The following is a 14,471-nucleotide window of genomic DNA, read 5'->3' on the forward strand; positions in this document are numbered from 1 at the left end:
ATAGCGACGCTCAGCCTCTAAAGTGAACGGGCAGCACGGCCACGGGGGCCCGATGTCTGAGAATGTGAGCTGATCGTCTTGCGATATGACACACCGAGCTTGGAGCGGTGGAGCAGTCGCGCCTACGACGGCAGTTTCGGCTACGTCTCCACCCAGGGCGCTCCCCTGGTCGACCTGCTGGACCCGCGGCCCGGGGAGCGCGTGCTCGACCTGGGCTGCGGCACCGGCGTCCTGACCGCGCAGATCGCCGCGCGCGGCGCCGAGGTGCTCGGCATCGACGGCTCCCCCGCCATGATCGAGAAGGCGCTCGCGCAGCACCCCGGCATCGACTTCATCGTCGGCGACGGCCACGACTTCACCGTCGTCCAGGGGTACGACGCCGTCTTCTCCAACGCCGCGCTCCACTGGATGAGCCGCGACCCCGCCACCGTGATCGCCAATGTCCGCGAGGCCCTGGTCCCCGGCGGCCGGTTCGTCGCCGAGATGGGCGGGGCCGGCAACTGCGCCGAGCTGACCGCCGCCATGCTGACGGCCTGGCGGGAGTACGGACTGCGCGAGCCCGACCTGCCCTGGTACTTCCCCACGCCCGCCGAGTACGCCCGCCGCCTGGAGCAGGAGGGCTTCGTGGTGCGGCTGCTGGAGTACTTCGACCGCCCCACGCCTCTCGACGAGTGCCCCGGCGGGGCCGCCGACTGGGTGCGGATGTTCGCCTCCTCGGTCATCGAGGGCCTGCCTCCGGAGGTCGTCGCGCCGCTGCTCGGGCGGGTCAACGAGCTGGCCGCTCCCGCGCTGCGCAGGGAGACCGGCTGGATGGCGGATTACGTGCGTCTACGCTTCGCCGCTGTCCGGCGCTGATGCGTAGTCCATGATGCGTAGGGCTGTTTTGCCGGACTATGGTCTGTTCCGTGGGCGGTGAGACTGTGCCCGCACCGCGATACGCACGTTTTGATGAGCTTGACGAGCCTTTGCGACGACACGGCGGCGTGAGGGGCCGGTGAACGGAACGGGATGAACTTCAGCCTGAGCGACCTCGTACCACCGTTGAGGTGGAGCGACGCGTCCACGATCACGCTGCTCACCGGGCAGCCGGACCTTCCGGACGCCTGGTGGCGCAGCCTGCCGCTGCCCCGCGTCCTCGCGGTCATCGGGCCGGAGGCGCTGGGAGAGCTGCTCACGGAGGTCGCGCTGGAGCAGTGGCCCGCCGCCGCCGTGGGCGACGTCCTGCCGGCGCTGCACGTCCTCGACCCCGAGGAGGCGGACGAGCCGCACGTCGCGATCGCGCTCGACCGGGCCGGCTCGTGGGCCGGGCTGCTCACGCTGACCGGGCGGGAGCTGGTGGACCAGCCGTTCATCCAGGCGCGCGCGGTGCTGGGGACGCTGTTCTCGGCGGTGTTCGCCCGGCTGTCCCCCGTGCCGTCGGGCCCTCCGGTGCCTTCTGCCCACGCGGTCGAGGCGCCCGCCGCGTTCGCCGCCCCGTCCGTGGCCGCCCCTTCTGCGGCCGCCGTGAGTCACGCGCCAGAGGCCGTGGACCGGCCGGAGCCGGAGCCTGAGGCGGCGCCCGAGGCGGGCGAGCCGGACGACGCCGAGGCCGGGCGAGACGAGGTCGCAGCCGCGCACGCCGAGCCGGGTCCGGCCGCGGCCGAGGACGCCGAGCCCGAGCCCGGCCAGGCCGAGGCTGACTCCGACGAGCCGGAGCGTGCCGAGATCGAGCACGCCGGGGCTGAGCACGCCGAGGGTGGTCAGGACGCGGCCGAGGACGCCGAAGCCGAGCACGCCGAGGGCGCGCGGTCTGAGGACGACGCGCGGCCCCAGGGCGAGGACGCCGAGCAGGCGGAGGCACCGGAGGTCGGCGACGCGCAGGCCGAGCACGCTGAGGGCGCACCGGCCGACGAGGCCGGGGAAGCCGAGGACGCCGGGGAAGCCGAGGACGCCGGGGAAGCCGAGGAGGCCGGGGATGCCGGGGATGCCGAGGCTCAGGACGAGGAGCCCGAGGAGGCCCGCGCCGAGGACACCCAGGACGACGAGGAGCTCGTCGAGCCGGAGCCCGCGCCCGACGGCGCCCCCGAGCCCGAGGACGCCGCGGCCGCCGCGGCGCAGCGTGACCTGTCCGACCTGATCGAGGCCGCCTTCGCCGGGCTCGACGACAAGAGCTGGGCCGTCGCCCAGAACCGCGTGTTCACCGACGAGCCGTCCGCCGTGGATCAGCTCGCCAAGCTGTTCGCCGTCCCGCCCGCCGAGATCGTCGAGACCGAGGCGGGGCTGCGCGCCCTCGTGGACCGGTGGCTGGGCAGCGACGAGGCGGCCCCGTTCCGGGCGCATCTGGACGAGCTACGCAGGACGATCGGCCCGGCCGCGCCGCGGGACGAGCTGATCGGCGCCGCCTCCTGGCACACCAAGGAGATCAAGGCACTGGAGGTGCCGGCCTGGCAGGTCGTGCTGGCCACACTGCCGGCCCGGCCCGCGCAGGGACCTCCGCACGCCGCCGGCGGCGCGCCGGCCGCTCCCCCCGGGCCGCCCGGGAAGGCGGGCCCGTCCGTGTTCCACGCCTTCACCCCGGCCGCGCCGCCGGCCGGGCAGAGCAACGGCGGCTCCGGCGAGCACCACCCGGACGCCGCCGAGCAGCCCGCCGCCGAGCAGCCCGCCGCCGAGGAGCCCCCGGCCGTCGAGCCCGTACCCGTGCAGCACGACGTCCCCCGGGGCGGCGAGCAGCAGATCGGCAAGCCGTACCAGCCACTGAAGGACGTCTCCCAGACGCGGCGCTGCTTCCGCCAGCCGGACGGCAGATGGTGGCTGCGCGTGGACGTGACGGCCGAGCAGCTCGCGGGCGGCGAGTGCCCGCTGCCGACCGGGTTCGCCGCCTACCTGGGGCTCTCGCCCGGCGAGACGCGCACGGTGCGCAGCGCGGCGGGCGAGCTGACGATGACCTGGCACGGCCGGCCGGTGATGGAGTCGGTGGAACGGCTGCTGGTGGACGTCGGCGCGAAGGAGGGCGGCCACCTGTTCCTCACGCTGTCGGACGAGGGCGTGCTGCGGGCCCGGCACCTGCCGGTCGCCGCGCAGGGCGCCGAGAAGATCACCAAGGCGCTCCGCCTGGTCGGCTACACCGCTCCGGGCGGCACGCGTGACCAGGCCGCCCGGGTGATCGCCACCCGGATCGGCCTGACGGGCCCCGTGGCCCTGCCGGACCTGCTGAACCGGCTGCGCGAGCGCGGCGACCGCGACCTGCTCGCCCTGCTGGACTGAGGCGCCGTGCCGCGGCTCGCGATCGGCCCCGGGCTCCCCGGGCGGCTCAGCGCACTGGCACAGCCGGTGCGCAGGGACGCCGTGGTCGCGTTACGCCGCTTCCTGCTCAACGTGGCGGGCGGGCCCCATCCCGAGCGGGTGCGCGGCGCCCGGGACGCCCGGGTGGCGACGCTGCGCCTGGGCGAGGGGCATCGCGGGGTCGTGGTGCGGCAGCGGGACGTGTACTGGCTGCGCACGGTGCTGCCCGACGCGGAGGCGTGGTCGCACGCCCGCCGGCACCGGTACGGGATCAACCCGGTCCTCGGCGTGGTCGAGGAGTGGGACGCCGACGCGCTCGAACGCGTGGAGCCGGCGCTGCGCCGGTCGGCGGGCGCCACCCGGCTGTTCGACCCGATCTGCGACGGCGACCTGCTCGCGCTCGGCATCGACGTGCGCGCCCTGCCCCTGGTCCGGCTGATCACGGCCGAGACGGACGTGGAGGCGCTCGAACCCTTCCTGCCGCCCACCCAGCACGCCCCGCTGTCGGCGCTGGCGCGCGGCGGGTCGCTGTCGGAGGCGTGGCGGGAGCTCGACGGCTGGCGCGCCGTGGACGAGGAACCGCGCCAGATCGACACCGAGGACCTGCACGCGGCGCTGTGCCGCAGCCCGGACCGGGCCGTGTTCGTCGCCGACAAGGTGGAGCTGGACCGGGTGCTGGGCGCGCCGGAGTGGTGCACGTTCCTGCGCCCGCCGCAGCACCGGCTGGCCCGCGCCGGCCGCTACGAGCAGCCGGTGCTGGTCATCGGCGGCCCGGGCACCGGCAAGACGCTCGTGGCGCTGCACCGGGCCGCGCATCTGGCCGCCCGGGGCAAGGGCCCGGTGCTGCTGGTGACGTTCTCCCAGAGCCTGGGCGAGGACCTGGCGGCCCGGCTGGACACGCTCATCGACGACGAGACCGTGCGCAAGCGGGTCGAGGTGGGCAACCCCGAGCGGCTGGCCATGCGGATCGTCAGCGAGGCCGAGGGCCGCCGTCCCGCGCTCATGGGGCCCGGGGCGCGCACGCTGGCCGAGCTGACCGACGAGGCGCTGCGGCTGCTGTCGCGGGCGACGGGTGACCTGCTCGACGACGTGGACCCGGGACGCAAGCCGTACCGGCACATCGTCGTGGACGACGCGCAGGACTACAGCCCGGCGCAGTGGCGGCTGCTGCGGGCGGCGGCGCCGCACGCGCACGACGACCTGTTCGTCCTCGGCGACCCGCACCAGCGGGTGACCGACACACGGGTGGCGCTCGGCGCGCTCGGCATCCCCGCCGAGCAGCGCACGCTGCGGGTCTCCTACCGGCTGTCGCAGGAGGTGCTGTCGTTCGCGGTGCGCCTTCGGGGCGGCGGTCCGGTGGACGGCCTGGTCAAGGGCATGTCCCCGTTGTACGGACTGCACGCGGAGCGGATCGGCGAGCGGCCGGTGGTGCTGGCGTACGAGTCGCCGGAGGCGGAGCTCGCGGGCCTGGCCGCCACCGTCGGCGCCTGGCTGGAGGAGGGCGTGCCGCCCGGCGGGATCGCGGTGGCCGCCCGCACCCCCGCCCTGGTCCGGGCCGCCCGGCGGGCGCTGGGCGACCGGGACGTGCGGGTCTCGACGTTCCAGGGCCTGAAGGGGCTGGAGTTCGAGCGGGTGGCGGTCATCGGCGTGTCCGAGGGCGTGGTGCCCGAGACGCCGCCCGACGATCCCGCCGCGAGAGCCCGCGCGCTCCAGCGTGAACGCGGCATGCTGTACGTGGCCTGTACCCGGGCCAGGTCGATCCTTTACGTCTCGCACTCCGGAAGAGGCAGCCCTTTTCTGTCGTTCTGAACACATAGTCTGAACTGCGGATATCTTCCCATTGCCGGTTGGTTGGACCCGAATGAATCTCAGCCTGAGCGACCTCGCGCCACCCGTGCGCTGGACCTCTCCTGGTCAGGTCGCGCCCATCGCGGAAGATCCCCAGCTGCCCGAGGCGTGGTGGCAGGCGATCCCGCTCGACCGCGCCTGCGCCGTCATCGGCCCCCAGGGCGTCGCCGGCCACCTCGCCGACCTCGCCGTGGCCTGCTGGGGCCATCTGATCCTCGGCGACATCCTGCCGCTGCTGCGCTTCTCCGACCCGGCCGAGGCCGAGCGCACGCCGGAGATGCTGGGCAAGGACGTGGTGCAGAAACTGTTCGGCGGGGTGTTCGAGCGGCTGCTCGAACCCGTCGCCGACGCCCCGGCGACGCCCGCCCGGCGCGACAAGCCGCTGCCCGACCTCATCGACGGCCTCTTCCGGTCCCTCGACGACCGGCAGCGGGCCATCGCCCGCGACCGGCTCTACGCCGCCCAGCGGGTCACGCTCGACGAGCTGGCGCAGCGTTTCTCGGTCACCCGGGAGCGCATCAGGCAGATCGAGCGCGACCTGCGCGACCACGTGGAGGCGTGGCTCGGCGGACCCGACGCGGTGCCGCTCGTCGCGCACGTCACCTGGCTGCGCGGCCGGCTGGGCTCCGCCGTGCCGTCCGACGACCTCGCCGCGGCCGTGCCGTGGCACCGCGCGGAGCTGCGCGCGCTCGGCATCCCCGCCTGGAGGTTCGTGCGCACCCTGCTGACCGGCTACGAGCAGGCCGAGGGCTGGCTCGTCGCGGGCGGCGCCGAGGAGCTGCGGGAGAAGACCCGCCAGCTCTTCACCGACGGGCCCCGCCCGCTGGCCGAGGCCGTCACCATGGTCGCCCAGCTCGGCGTGCGCGAGGACGTCGCCGAGCGCTGGATCAAGTCCGTGCCGCAACTGCGCGTGCTGGAGCAGCACGTCGTGCCGTGGCCGCGCAGCATCAACGAGAAGGCCGAGGCCGTGCTGGCCGTCGCCGGCAAGCCGCTGTCGCCCGAGGAGATCCAGGAGCGCATCGGCGAGGACTACAGCCTCGTCGGCATCCGCAACCAGCTCACCGCCGACGACCGGTTCCTGCGGGTCGACCGCAACAAGTACGGGCTGACCAGGTGGGGCGGCGACGAGTACCTCGGCATCCGGGAGATGATCGCCCGCGAGATCGAGCGGGCCGGCGGCGAGGCGTCCGTCAGCACCATCGTCACCAACCTCACCTCGCGCTACGACGTCAGCGAGAGCTCGGTGCGGGCCTACTCGGGCGGCCCCGGGTTCGAGCGGACCCAGCGCGGGTGGATCCGGGTCGCGGGCACGTCCCCGGCCGGCGGGACCGCCGAGCCGTACCAGCCGCGCAAGGACGTCTCGCTGACGCGGCGCAGCTTCCGCAGCCGCGACGGGCGGTGGTGGCACCGGGTGGACGTCAACGCCGAGCACCTGCGCGGGTCGGGCTCGCCGCTGCCGACCGGGTTCGCCGCCTACCTGGGCATGGCGCCCGGCGGGCAGCTCACCGCCTCGACGCCGTCCGGTGACGTGGTGGTGAGCTGGCACAACCAGCCGACCATGGGATCGATCCGCAACGTGCTGGCCGATTTCAAGGCCGGTGAGGGCGACCACGTCTTCCTGACCGTCTCCGACGGCGGCGAGCTGCTGACGCGGTACCTGCCGGCCGCGCCGGTGGCGATGCCGCCGCTCAACCGGGCGCTCTACCTCATCGGCTACACCGCGCCGGTGACCTCCGAGGCGGAGGGGCTGCGGCTGATCGGCGCCCGCGTCGGGCTGCCCGACACGGCGACGCGTGACGAGGTGCTGGCCCGGCTGCGGGAGCGCGGCGACCGCGACATCCTCGGCTTCCTGGGCGGCTGACCGCCGTTCTCGCGAGCGGTTCGCGGGGGCGGCCCGGTTAGGCTCGGAGCCATGCTGCGGATCCACGACAGCCGGACCGGGACCATCGGGGAGCTCGCGGTGGGGCGGGCGCTGCGGACGTACGCGTGCGTGCCCTCCGTGGACGGGCGGCCCCGTCTCGGCGAGCTGCGGCCGCTCCTGGTGGCGGACCTGATCAGGCGGGTGCTCGAACGCGGGCGTGTCCGGGTGCTGGCCTGCCGGCCGCGCGGCCTCGCGCCGGGCGGCTCCCTGCCTTCGTACGGCGGCTCTCCGGACTTTTCGGGGGGTGGCTTTTCGGGAGGCGGCGGTTCTCCGGGTGAGGCTGGGGAGCGGGACGCCGCCGACCTCAACGTCCGGCCGGCCGAGCACGCGCCGCTCCCGGACGAGACCGTCCCCCTCGCGGTGCGGCTCGTCGAGGCGCTCGTGCAGAGAGGGCACGCGTACGCGGCGCCGGGCGGGCCGGTCTTCTTCGACGCCGGGACGTACCCCGGCCTCTCTGCGGGCGTGCCGGAGGACGGCGAGGAGGCCGGTGGGCGGCGCTCCCCCGGCGACTGGGTGCTGTGGCGCCCGGCCGGCACGGAGCCGTCCTGGGAGTCCCCCTGGGGACGGGGCGTGCCGGGACCGCACGTGGCGTGCTCGGCCGTGGCGCTGGGGCTGCTCCGCGGCCGGGTGGACGTCCACGTGAGTGGCGGCGCGTACGACGATCGTGAGCGCGCGCAGGGCGACGCGGCGGCCGGTCAGGAGGTCGTGCGGCACTGGGTTCGCACGGCGGAGGTGTCGTTCGACGGCGGCTCGGCGGACGGCGGCTCGGCGGACGGCGGCTCGGCGGACGGCGGTTCGGCGGACGGCGTCGTGGAGGCGGAGGCGGAGGCGGACGGCGGGACGTCGCTGTCCGGCGGGACGTCGCTGTCGGGCGTCGTGGAGGCCGGGCTGGACCCGCTGGCCGTGCGCATGGCGTTCCTGGAGCACCATCACCGGCGGCCGATCGAACTCACCTGGGACGCCCTGCGCGCCGCCGACCGGGCCGTGCGTCACTGGCGGGCGCGGGTGGCGCGGTGGTCGGAGTCGCCCAGCGCGCCCATGGCGGCCGAGTACGTCAAGCGCGTCGAGGCCGCGTTCGACGACGATCTCGACACTCGGGGCGCGCTGCGGGTGCTGCGGGAGCTGGAGGACGACGCGTCGGTGTCGCCGGGCGCGCGGTTCGAGACGTTCCTGCACGTGGACCAGGTGCTGGGGCTCGACCTGTCCGCCGACATCGGCCGGACCCCCTGATGCCCCCTCCCGGGCCTGTCCCCCACAGAACGTGATCATGAATGAATGCCCGGTGACGCCGGGGTTCCAGCTCCTCCGGAACCCGGCCGCAAGCGGGCGAGAGGAGTGATCGGGGCCTGTCAGACTAAGGGTCCGGCGCGGGAGGACGCGGAGGATCGGAGGTTTTCGTGAGGTTGAGGCCCTACGCCTGGCTGCCGTGGCCGTTGCGCTGGCTGGCGCGGGCGCTGACCGTTCTCCTCGCCCTCGCGCTGGTGCTGACGGGCGTCGTCGTCCACACCGTCCGCAAGTCGTACCCCCAGGTCGACGGGTCGCTGCGGCTGCCCGGCTTAGCGAGCAATGTAGAGATTTATCGCGATAAGTACGGAATTCCGCAGATCTATGCGGACACCTCCGAAGACCTGTTCATGGCGCAGGGATTCGTCCACGCGCAGGACCGCTTCTGGGAGATGGACTTCCGGCGGCACGTGACCGCCGGGCGGCTGTCGGAGCTGTTCGGCAAGGCCACGCTCGACAGCGACAAGGCGATCCGCACCATGGGCTGGCGCAGGGTGGCCGAGCAGGAGCTGTCCGAGCTGTCCGAGCGCACCCGGCGCTACCTCGACGCGTACGCCAAGGGCGTGAACGCCTGGCTCAGGGCCAACCCCAACGCCTCCGACCGCAGCCTCGAATACTCCGTGCTCAAGCTGACCGGCGTCGACGCCAAGCCCGAGCCGTGGACGGCGCTCGACTCCGTCGCCTGGCTCAAGGCCATGGCCTGGGACCTGCGCTCGAACATGGAGGACGAGATCGACCGCGCGCTCGCCCTCACCAGGCTGCCGCGCGAGCGGGTGGAGCAGCTCCACCCCGGATATCCGTTCGAGGAGCACGCGCCGATCGTGACGCGCGGCGCGATCCGGCAGGAGCAGTTCGACCAGACGGCCTCGCCGCGCCGCGGCCAGGGCACGCGCCCGCGCCGGCCGGCCGCGGCCGCGCTCGCCCAGGCCGCGCGGACGCTGGACGCCGTGCCCGGCACGATGAGCGGCGCCGACCGCGACGGCATCGGCTCGAACTCGTGGGTCGTCTCCGGCGAGCACACCCGGAGCGGCAAGCCCCTGCTGGCCAACGACCCGCACCTGTCCGCCGCGATGCCGTCGGTCTGGTACCAGGCGGGGCTGCACTGCCGCGAGCTGTCGGAGCGGTGCTCCTACGACGTGACGGGGTTCACGTTCTCGGGCGTGCCCGGCGTCGTCATCGGCCACAACGACAAGATCGCCTGGGGGTTCACCAACCTCGGGCCGGACGTGGCCGACCTGTTCCTGGAGCAGGTGTCGGGCGACACGTACCTGTACCGGGGCGAGCGGGTCAAGCTGGAGAAGCGGCAGGAGAAGATCAAGGTCGCGGGCGGCGACACCGTCACCATCGAGGTGCGCTCCACCAGGCACGGCCCGCTGATCAACGAGGTCATGGGCGACGTGCGACCGTCCGACGGCGCGAACGCGGTGGCGCTCCAGTGGACCGCGCTCATGCCCGGCCGCACCGCCGACGCCATCTTCGCGTTCAACGAGGCGGGCGACTGGCACGAGTTCCGCGCCGCGGCGGCGCTGTTCGAGGTGCCCGCGCAGAACCTCGTGTACGCCGACACCTCCGGCAACATCGGCTACCAGGCGCCCGGCCGGATCCCGGTGCGCGAGAAGGGCGACGGCACCTGGCCGGTGCCCGGCTGGACGGGCGAGTACGACTGGAAGACGGCGCCCATCCCGTACGACCAGCTCCCGTCGGTCGAGAACCCGGCCGAGGGCTACATCGTCACGGCCAACAACGCCGTCATCGACCCGCGGCGCTACCAGCCGCTGCTGACCAAGGACTGGTCGTACGGGTATCGCTCGCAGCGCATCACCGACCGGCTGAGGCAGGCGACCGCCAAGGGCGACGTGGACGCCTCCACCATGGCCGCGATCCAGCGCGACACCCGCAACGGCCTGGCCGAGACGCTGGTCCCGGCGCTCATGGACGTGCGGATGGCGGGCCCCGCCGTACAGGCGCGGGACCTGCTGAAGGGCTGGGACGGCTCGCAGGGCGCCGACTCCGCGCCCGCCGCCTACTTCAACGCCGTCTGGCGTCACCTGCTGAGCGACGCCTTCGACGACGACCTGCCCGAGGCAGCCCGCCCGAGCGGCGGCGACCGGTGGTACGTGGTGGTGCGGCGGCTGCTCGACTCGCCCGACGACCCGTTCTGGGACGACACCACCACCAAGGGCTTCCGGGAGACCCGCGACGACATCCTGCGGCAGGCGATGGCCGACGCGTACCAGGAGGTGTCCGAGGCGCTCGGCTCCGACGTCCGCGCCTGGCGCTGGGGCGACCTGCACCGGCTCACGCTCACCAACGCCTCGCTCGGCACCTCGGGGATCGCGCCGGTGGAGGCGCTGTTCAACCGGGGGCCGCTGAGCGTGGCGGGCGGCAAGGACGCGGTGGACGCCACCGGCTGGAACGTCGGCAAGGGGTACGAGGTCACGTCGGTGCCGTCGATGCGGATGGTGGTGGACCTGGCGGACCTGGACAAGTCCCAGTGGATCAACCTGACGGGGGCGTCGGGGCACGCCTTCCACGCCAACTACTGGGACCAGGCGGAGACGTGGGCGAGGGGCGAGCTGACGCCGATGCGGTCGAAGCTGGAGTCGGTGCGGCAGTCTGCGGTCCACACGCTCCGCCTCCGCCCGTGAGCTGCGGGTCTGTGGCCCGTACGACCCTGGTCGTATCGCGGAACCAGCCCTCGGGTTGACGCGCCCGAGCCCTCGCCTTCCGCACCATGGAGGCATGAACAGGCTCTGGTACACGATCGCCGCGGTGATGGTCCTTGCGGGGCTCGCCCATCTCGGCCTGCTCCTCATCGACGGCGGCCCGTGGGACGGCCCCGTGTCGTGGCGCAAGCCGTTCACGTTCGGGGTGTCGTTCGGGCTGAGCGTGGCGACGCTGGCCTGGGTGACCGGGCTGGCCGGGCTGCGCCCACGGCCGCGCGCCGCGCTGGTCGGCGTGTTCACGGCCGCGTCCGCCGTCGAGCTGACGCTGATCACGATGCAGGCGTGGCGCGGGGTGCCGTCGCACTTCAACTTCGCGACGGGCTTCGACTCGCTGGTGAGCGCGACCCTGGCCGCGGGCGGCATGGTGCTGGTCGTGGTGACGATCTGCGCGACGGTGGCGGTGTCGCGCCGGCGGCCGGGGGTGGCGCCCAGCGTGCTGCTGGCCGTACGAGCGGGGTTCGGCACGCTGCTGGCCGCCATGGCGTTCGGCGCCGTCATGATCGCCCAGGGGGTGACCCAGGCGCGCACGGGCCACCAGGACACGGCCTACACGGTGGCCGCGGCCCTCAAGCCCGCCCACGCGGTGCTCATGCACGGCATCCTGCTGCTGCCGGCGCTGGCCCTGCTCGCGGGCCGCGCGCTGCCCGAGGAGGGGCAACGGCTGCGCCTGGTCCGGCTGGCGCTGGGGGCGTACGCGGTGGTGGCGGGGGTGGTGTGCGGCCTGTCGCTGGCGGGCGTCACGGCGGCCGCCCCGGCGACGGCCTCGGTCCTGTCGGCGGGCACCGTCTCCACGGTCGCCATCGCCGCCCTGTTGTGGCCGCGGCTGACGAGGGGACGGCTCGCCTCCGCCGGGGGCGCGCGGGGGCTCCGCCACGACCGCGAAGAAGCCCCCCGAACGGCGTGACCGTCAGGGCCTCAGCCCGTTTCCTGGTTCCGGCTGAAAGGGACCGCCCGTTCCGGTGGCGGTGCGGCGGTCGAACCGGAAGCCGCGCCGGTCACGACGCGCGCCCGACGGCGATGGCCGTCTCCCGGCCCGGCCTGGGCAGCAGGAACGCGTGGAGGCCACCAGGGCCAGGGCCAGGGCCGTGCGCGAGGTGCGGCGGGCGGGCTCATGGGCGATCCTCTGGGGGCGTCCCGCACCGCTTCCAGGGCGGCGGGCCCGGGGAAGGAACCGGACGCGCCCGGCCTCCGACGCCGGAGGGCGAGGAGGGCCTGCAGTTCCTCGCCGGGCAGCACCGGCACGCCCAGCCGCTCCGCCTCGCTGACGCGCTCGTTCGGGTAGACGTCGTCCCGCTCGAACACGGCGTCCACCAAAGGCGACACCTCGTCCACGACGTTCGCCCCGGCCCTCCGCAGCCGCATCTTCACCTTCGCGGCCGGCTGCCCGCGGAATCCGCCCGCCAGGACGAAGGTCTTGCCTCGAAGATCCATAGCTGGGCAGGAGAGGCGCCCCCTACGACGATCCGCGATCGATCTCCCAGCCTCACCCGCCGACCGGCTCACCGGCTCCCATCCGCTCACTCGCCGCCGAGACGCCGGACGTGGCCTCCTCACGCACGTCCCGGTGCGCCGCCGAGGCCCCGGACGTGGTCTCCTCGCTCGCGTCTCGATGCGCCGCCGAGACACGGGCCGAGGCGGGCACGCTCGCGTCCCGATGCGCCGCCGAGACACGGGCCGAGGCGGGCACGCTCGCGTCCCGGTGGGCCGCCGAGGCGCGGGCCGTGGCGACCTCGCGGACGGGCCGGCGCGCCGCCTCCCGGTCACGCCGCCGCCCGGCTTCCCGCGCCGGTTCACGACGCGAGGCGGGGACCGGCACAGGCACCTTGTCCTCCGCCGGCTCGCGAGAGGGAGCGCACGCGGGGGTGAAGGCGCGGGACTCCCCCACCGCCAGGTCCCACAGGTCCTCGCGGGCCAGGCCGTGGGCCTCCCACTCCGCGCGGGCCTGCTCCACCGGCACCATCAACGGCTCGCTCGACAGCACGAACGTCCCCCAGTGCATGGTGGCCATCCGGCGGGCCCCCACGTCCAGGCAGCCGCGCACCGCCTCCGCCGGGTTGACGTGGGCCGCCTTGGCGAACCAGTGCGGGTCGTACCCGCCCACCGGCATGAGCGCCAGGTCGAGCCCCGGGTAGCGTTCGCCGATCTGCGCCAGCCGCTCGCCGTACCCCGTGTCGCCGGCGAAGTAGACGGAACGGCCGATCACCCACCCGCCCCACAGCGTCCTGCAGGTGTCGAAGACGCCGCGCCGGCTCCAGTGATGGGCGGGGACGAAGTCGAGCGTGACCCCGCCGACGGTCGCGGACTCCCACCAGTCCAGCTCGGTCACGTCCGTGAACCCGCGCCGGTCGAACCAGGGCTTTAACCGGGCCGGGACGAACATCGGCGTGTCACGCGGCAGCCGCCGGACCGTGGGAGCGTCCAGGTGGTCGTAATGGTTGTGGCTGATGACGACGGCGTCGATCTTCGGCAGGTCGCTCCAGGCCACTCCGGGAGGAGTGAGGCGACCCCGCACCCCGGGGATCTTGCGTGACCAGACGGGGTCCGTGAGGATCGTCAGCCCCCCGATCTGCACGACGAAGGTGGAGTGGCCCACCCACGTCACCATGGTCCGGCCGGCCTCCGGGCGGGGCAGGCCGCCCTGGCGGCGCACCGGGATGAGGTCGGCGTCACCGAGGCAGGGCCGGACGCCGCCGTTCCAGGTGACGCTCAACAGTTCGCGGTAGGCGGGGAGGGGGGCCGTAAGTCGATCCTTGAAGCCATCTGGCCACTTTCGCGGTGGATTGGGAGACTTCGTCATGATCCGCCCCTGCCCTGGGTGACGGATCAGTCACTTATGCCGCTTCTCACCTGCGCCAGCGCAGGGGCGCGCGCGGATAGCCGCCGTCGTCCAGGCCCGCCAGGCGTTCGAAGACGTTGTACGAGGCCTGATGCCCGCACACGATCACCGACACCAGCATGGACAGCAGATACAGCGGCAGCATCGGCAGCCCGACACACCAGGCCCACTGGGTGGCGTGCCGGCCCTCATGGAGGATGAGCCGCTCGTCCAGCTCGGTCCGGCGGGTGAGGACGACGTTGCCGACGGTGAACGCGCCCGCGATGGGGAAGCGGTAACGGTAGCCGTGGGCGAGGATGAGCCCGTTGGGCCCGGACTGCCTGCTGGCTCCGCCGATGACGGAGATGAGAAGACCGAGCGGAGTGGAGAGATTGACGTAGTTCACCACCCGCCGGAACCGGTAGCGCCCGTTCATGCGTCTCAGCCTTGACCAATCTTGACAAGTCGGAATAATGATCTGGGTCCTGAAATCTCCCCTGAGAGCAGGATTATGAGATTAATGACGCTGGGGGCGCTGCTCGGTGCGCTGGCCTTGGCCGGTGCCGGTGGCATCGCGATCACCCAGACCTCATCCACTGATCCCCTGGGCTTGTCC

At 73.7% G+C, this 14,471-nt stretch carries 10 protein-coding genes; 7 read left to right on the forward strand and 3 right to left on the reverse strand.

What is annotated here, in order from left to right:
- Positions 1-78: 78 nt before the first annotated feature.
- From HTZ77_RS28055 to HTZ77_RS28085, 7 genes are all read left to right on the forward strand, one after another.
- Positions 79-855: a class I SAM-dependent methyltransferase gene (locus tag HTZ77_RS28055; RefSeq protein ID WP_175592703.1), complete on the forward strand. Its 777-nt coding sequence runs from the start codon at positions 79-81 to the stop codon at positions 853-855.
- A 153-nt stretch (positions 856-1,008) separates the two neighbouring features.
- On the forward strand, positions 1,009-3,243 hold the full coding sequence (locus HTZ77_RS28060) for an ICP22 family protein (RefSeq protein WP_175592704.1): 2,235 nt from the start codon (positions 1,009-1,011) through the stop codon (positions 3,241-3,243).
- A 6-nt stretch (positions 3,244-3,249) separates the two neighbouring features.
- Positions 3,250-5,070 (forward strand): UvrD-helicase domain-containing protein, encoded by a 1,821-nt coding sequence (locus HTZ77_RS28065; RefSeq protein WP_175592705.1) that lies wholly within the window; start codon positions 3,250-3,252, stop codon positions 5,068-5,070.
- A 52-nt stretch (positions 5,071-5,122) separates the two neighbouring features.
- Positions 5,123-6,970 (forward strand): sigma factor-like helix-turn-helix DNA-binding protein, encoded by a 1,848-nt coding sequence (locus HTZ77_RS28070; protein WP_175592706.1) that lies wholly within the window; start codon positions 5,123-5,125, stop codon positions 6,968-6,970.
- Positions 6,971-7,021: 51 nt separating this feature from the next.
- Positions 7,022-8,260 carry a cysteine--tRNA ligase gene (locus HTZ77_RS28075; protein ID WP_175592707.1) on the forward strand — a complete coding sequence of 413 codons (1,239 nt, stop codon included), beginning with the start codon at positions 7,022-7,024 and terminating at the stop codon, positions 8,258-8,260.
- Positions 8,261-8,427: 167 nt separating this feature from the next.
- The gene (locus tag HTZ77_RS28080) at positions 8,428-10,962 is read left to right on the forward strand and encodes a penicillin acylase family protein (RefSeq protein ID WP_175592708.1); all 2,535 of its coding nucleotides are present in this window, start codon (positions 8,428-8,430) and stop codon (positions 10,960-10,962) included.
- Between the two features lie 94 nt (positions 10,963-11,056).
- Complete coding sequence (locus tag HTZ77_RS28085) at positions 11,057-11,944, forward strand: hypothetical protein (RefSeq protein ID WP_175592709.1); 888 nt, start codon at positions 11,057-11,059, stop codon at positions 11,942-11,944.
- Positions 11,945-11,955: 11 nt separating this feature from the next.
- Here HTZ77_RS28085 and HTZ77_RS28090 read toward each other — a convergent pair whose 3' ends face one another.
- The 3 genes from HTZ77_RS28090 to HTZ77_RS28100 all read right to left on the reverse strand — a co-directional run bounded on the left by HTZ77_RS28090 (position 11,956) and on the right by HTZ77_RS28100 (position 14,291).
- Entirely contained in the window at positions 11,956-12,471 is a 516-nt protein-coding gene (locus tag HTZ77_RS28090; RefSeq protein ID WP_175592710.1) for a BRCT domain-containing protein, read from the reverse strand.
- A 52-nt stretch (positions 12,472-12,523) separates the two neighbouring features.
- Complete coding sequence (locus HTZ77_RS28095; RefSeq protein WP_235995266.1) at positions 12,524-13,750, reverse strand: MBL fold metallo-hydrolase; 1,227 nt, start codon at positions 13,748-13,750, stop codon at positions 12,524-12,526.
- 133 nt (positions 13,751-13,883) lie between these two features.
- The gene (locus HTZ77_RS28100; RefSeq protein ID WP_175592711.1) at positions 13,884-14,291 is read right to left on the reverse strand and encodes a hypothetical protein; all 408 of its coding nucleotides are present in this window, start codon (positions 14,289-14,291) and stop codon (positions 13,884-13,886) included.
- Positions 14,292-14,471: the final 180 nt, after the last annotated feature.

The organism is Nonomuraea montanisoli (assembly GCF_013363975.1).
In the GTDB taxonomy this organism is placed as follows: domain Bacteria; phylum Actinomycetota; class Actinomycetes; order Streptosporangiales; family Streptosporangiaceae; genus Nonomuraea; species Nonomuraea montanisoli.

Coding starts and splice junctions, on each gene's coding strand:
- HTZ77_RS28100 (WP_175592711.1), bottom strand. CDS start 14,291: ATGAACGGGCGCTACCGGTTCCGGCGGGTGGTGAACTACGTCAATCTC.
- HTZ77_RS28060 (WP_175592704.1), top strand. CDS start 1,009: ATGAACTTCAGCCTGAGCGACCTCGTACCACCGTTGAGGTGGAGCGAC.
- HTZ77_RS28085 (WP_175592709.1), top strand. CDS start 11,057: ATGAACAGGCTCTGGTACACGATCGCCGCGGTGATGGTCCTTGCGGGG.
- HTZ77_RS28090 (WP_175592710.1), bottom strand. CDS start 12,471: ATGGATCTTCGAGGCAAGACCTTCGTCCTGGCGGGCGGATTCCGCGGG.
- HTZ77_RS28070 (WP_175592706.1), top strand. CDS start 5,123: ATGAATCTCAGCCTGAGCGACCTCGCGCCACCCGTGCGCTGGACCTCT.
- HTZ77_RS28075 (WP_175592707.1), top strand. CDS start 7,022: ATGCTGCGGATCCACGACAGCCGGACCGGGACCATCGGGGAGCTCGCG.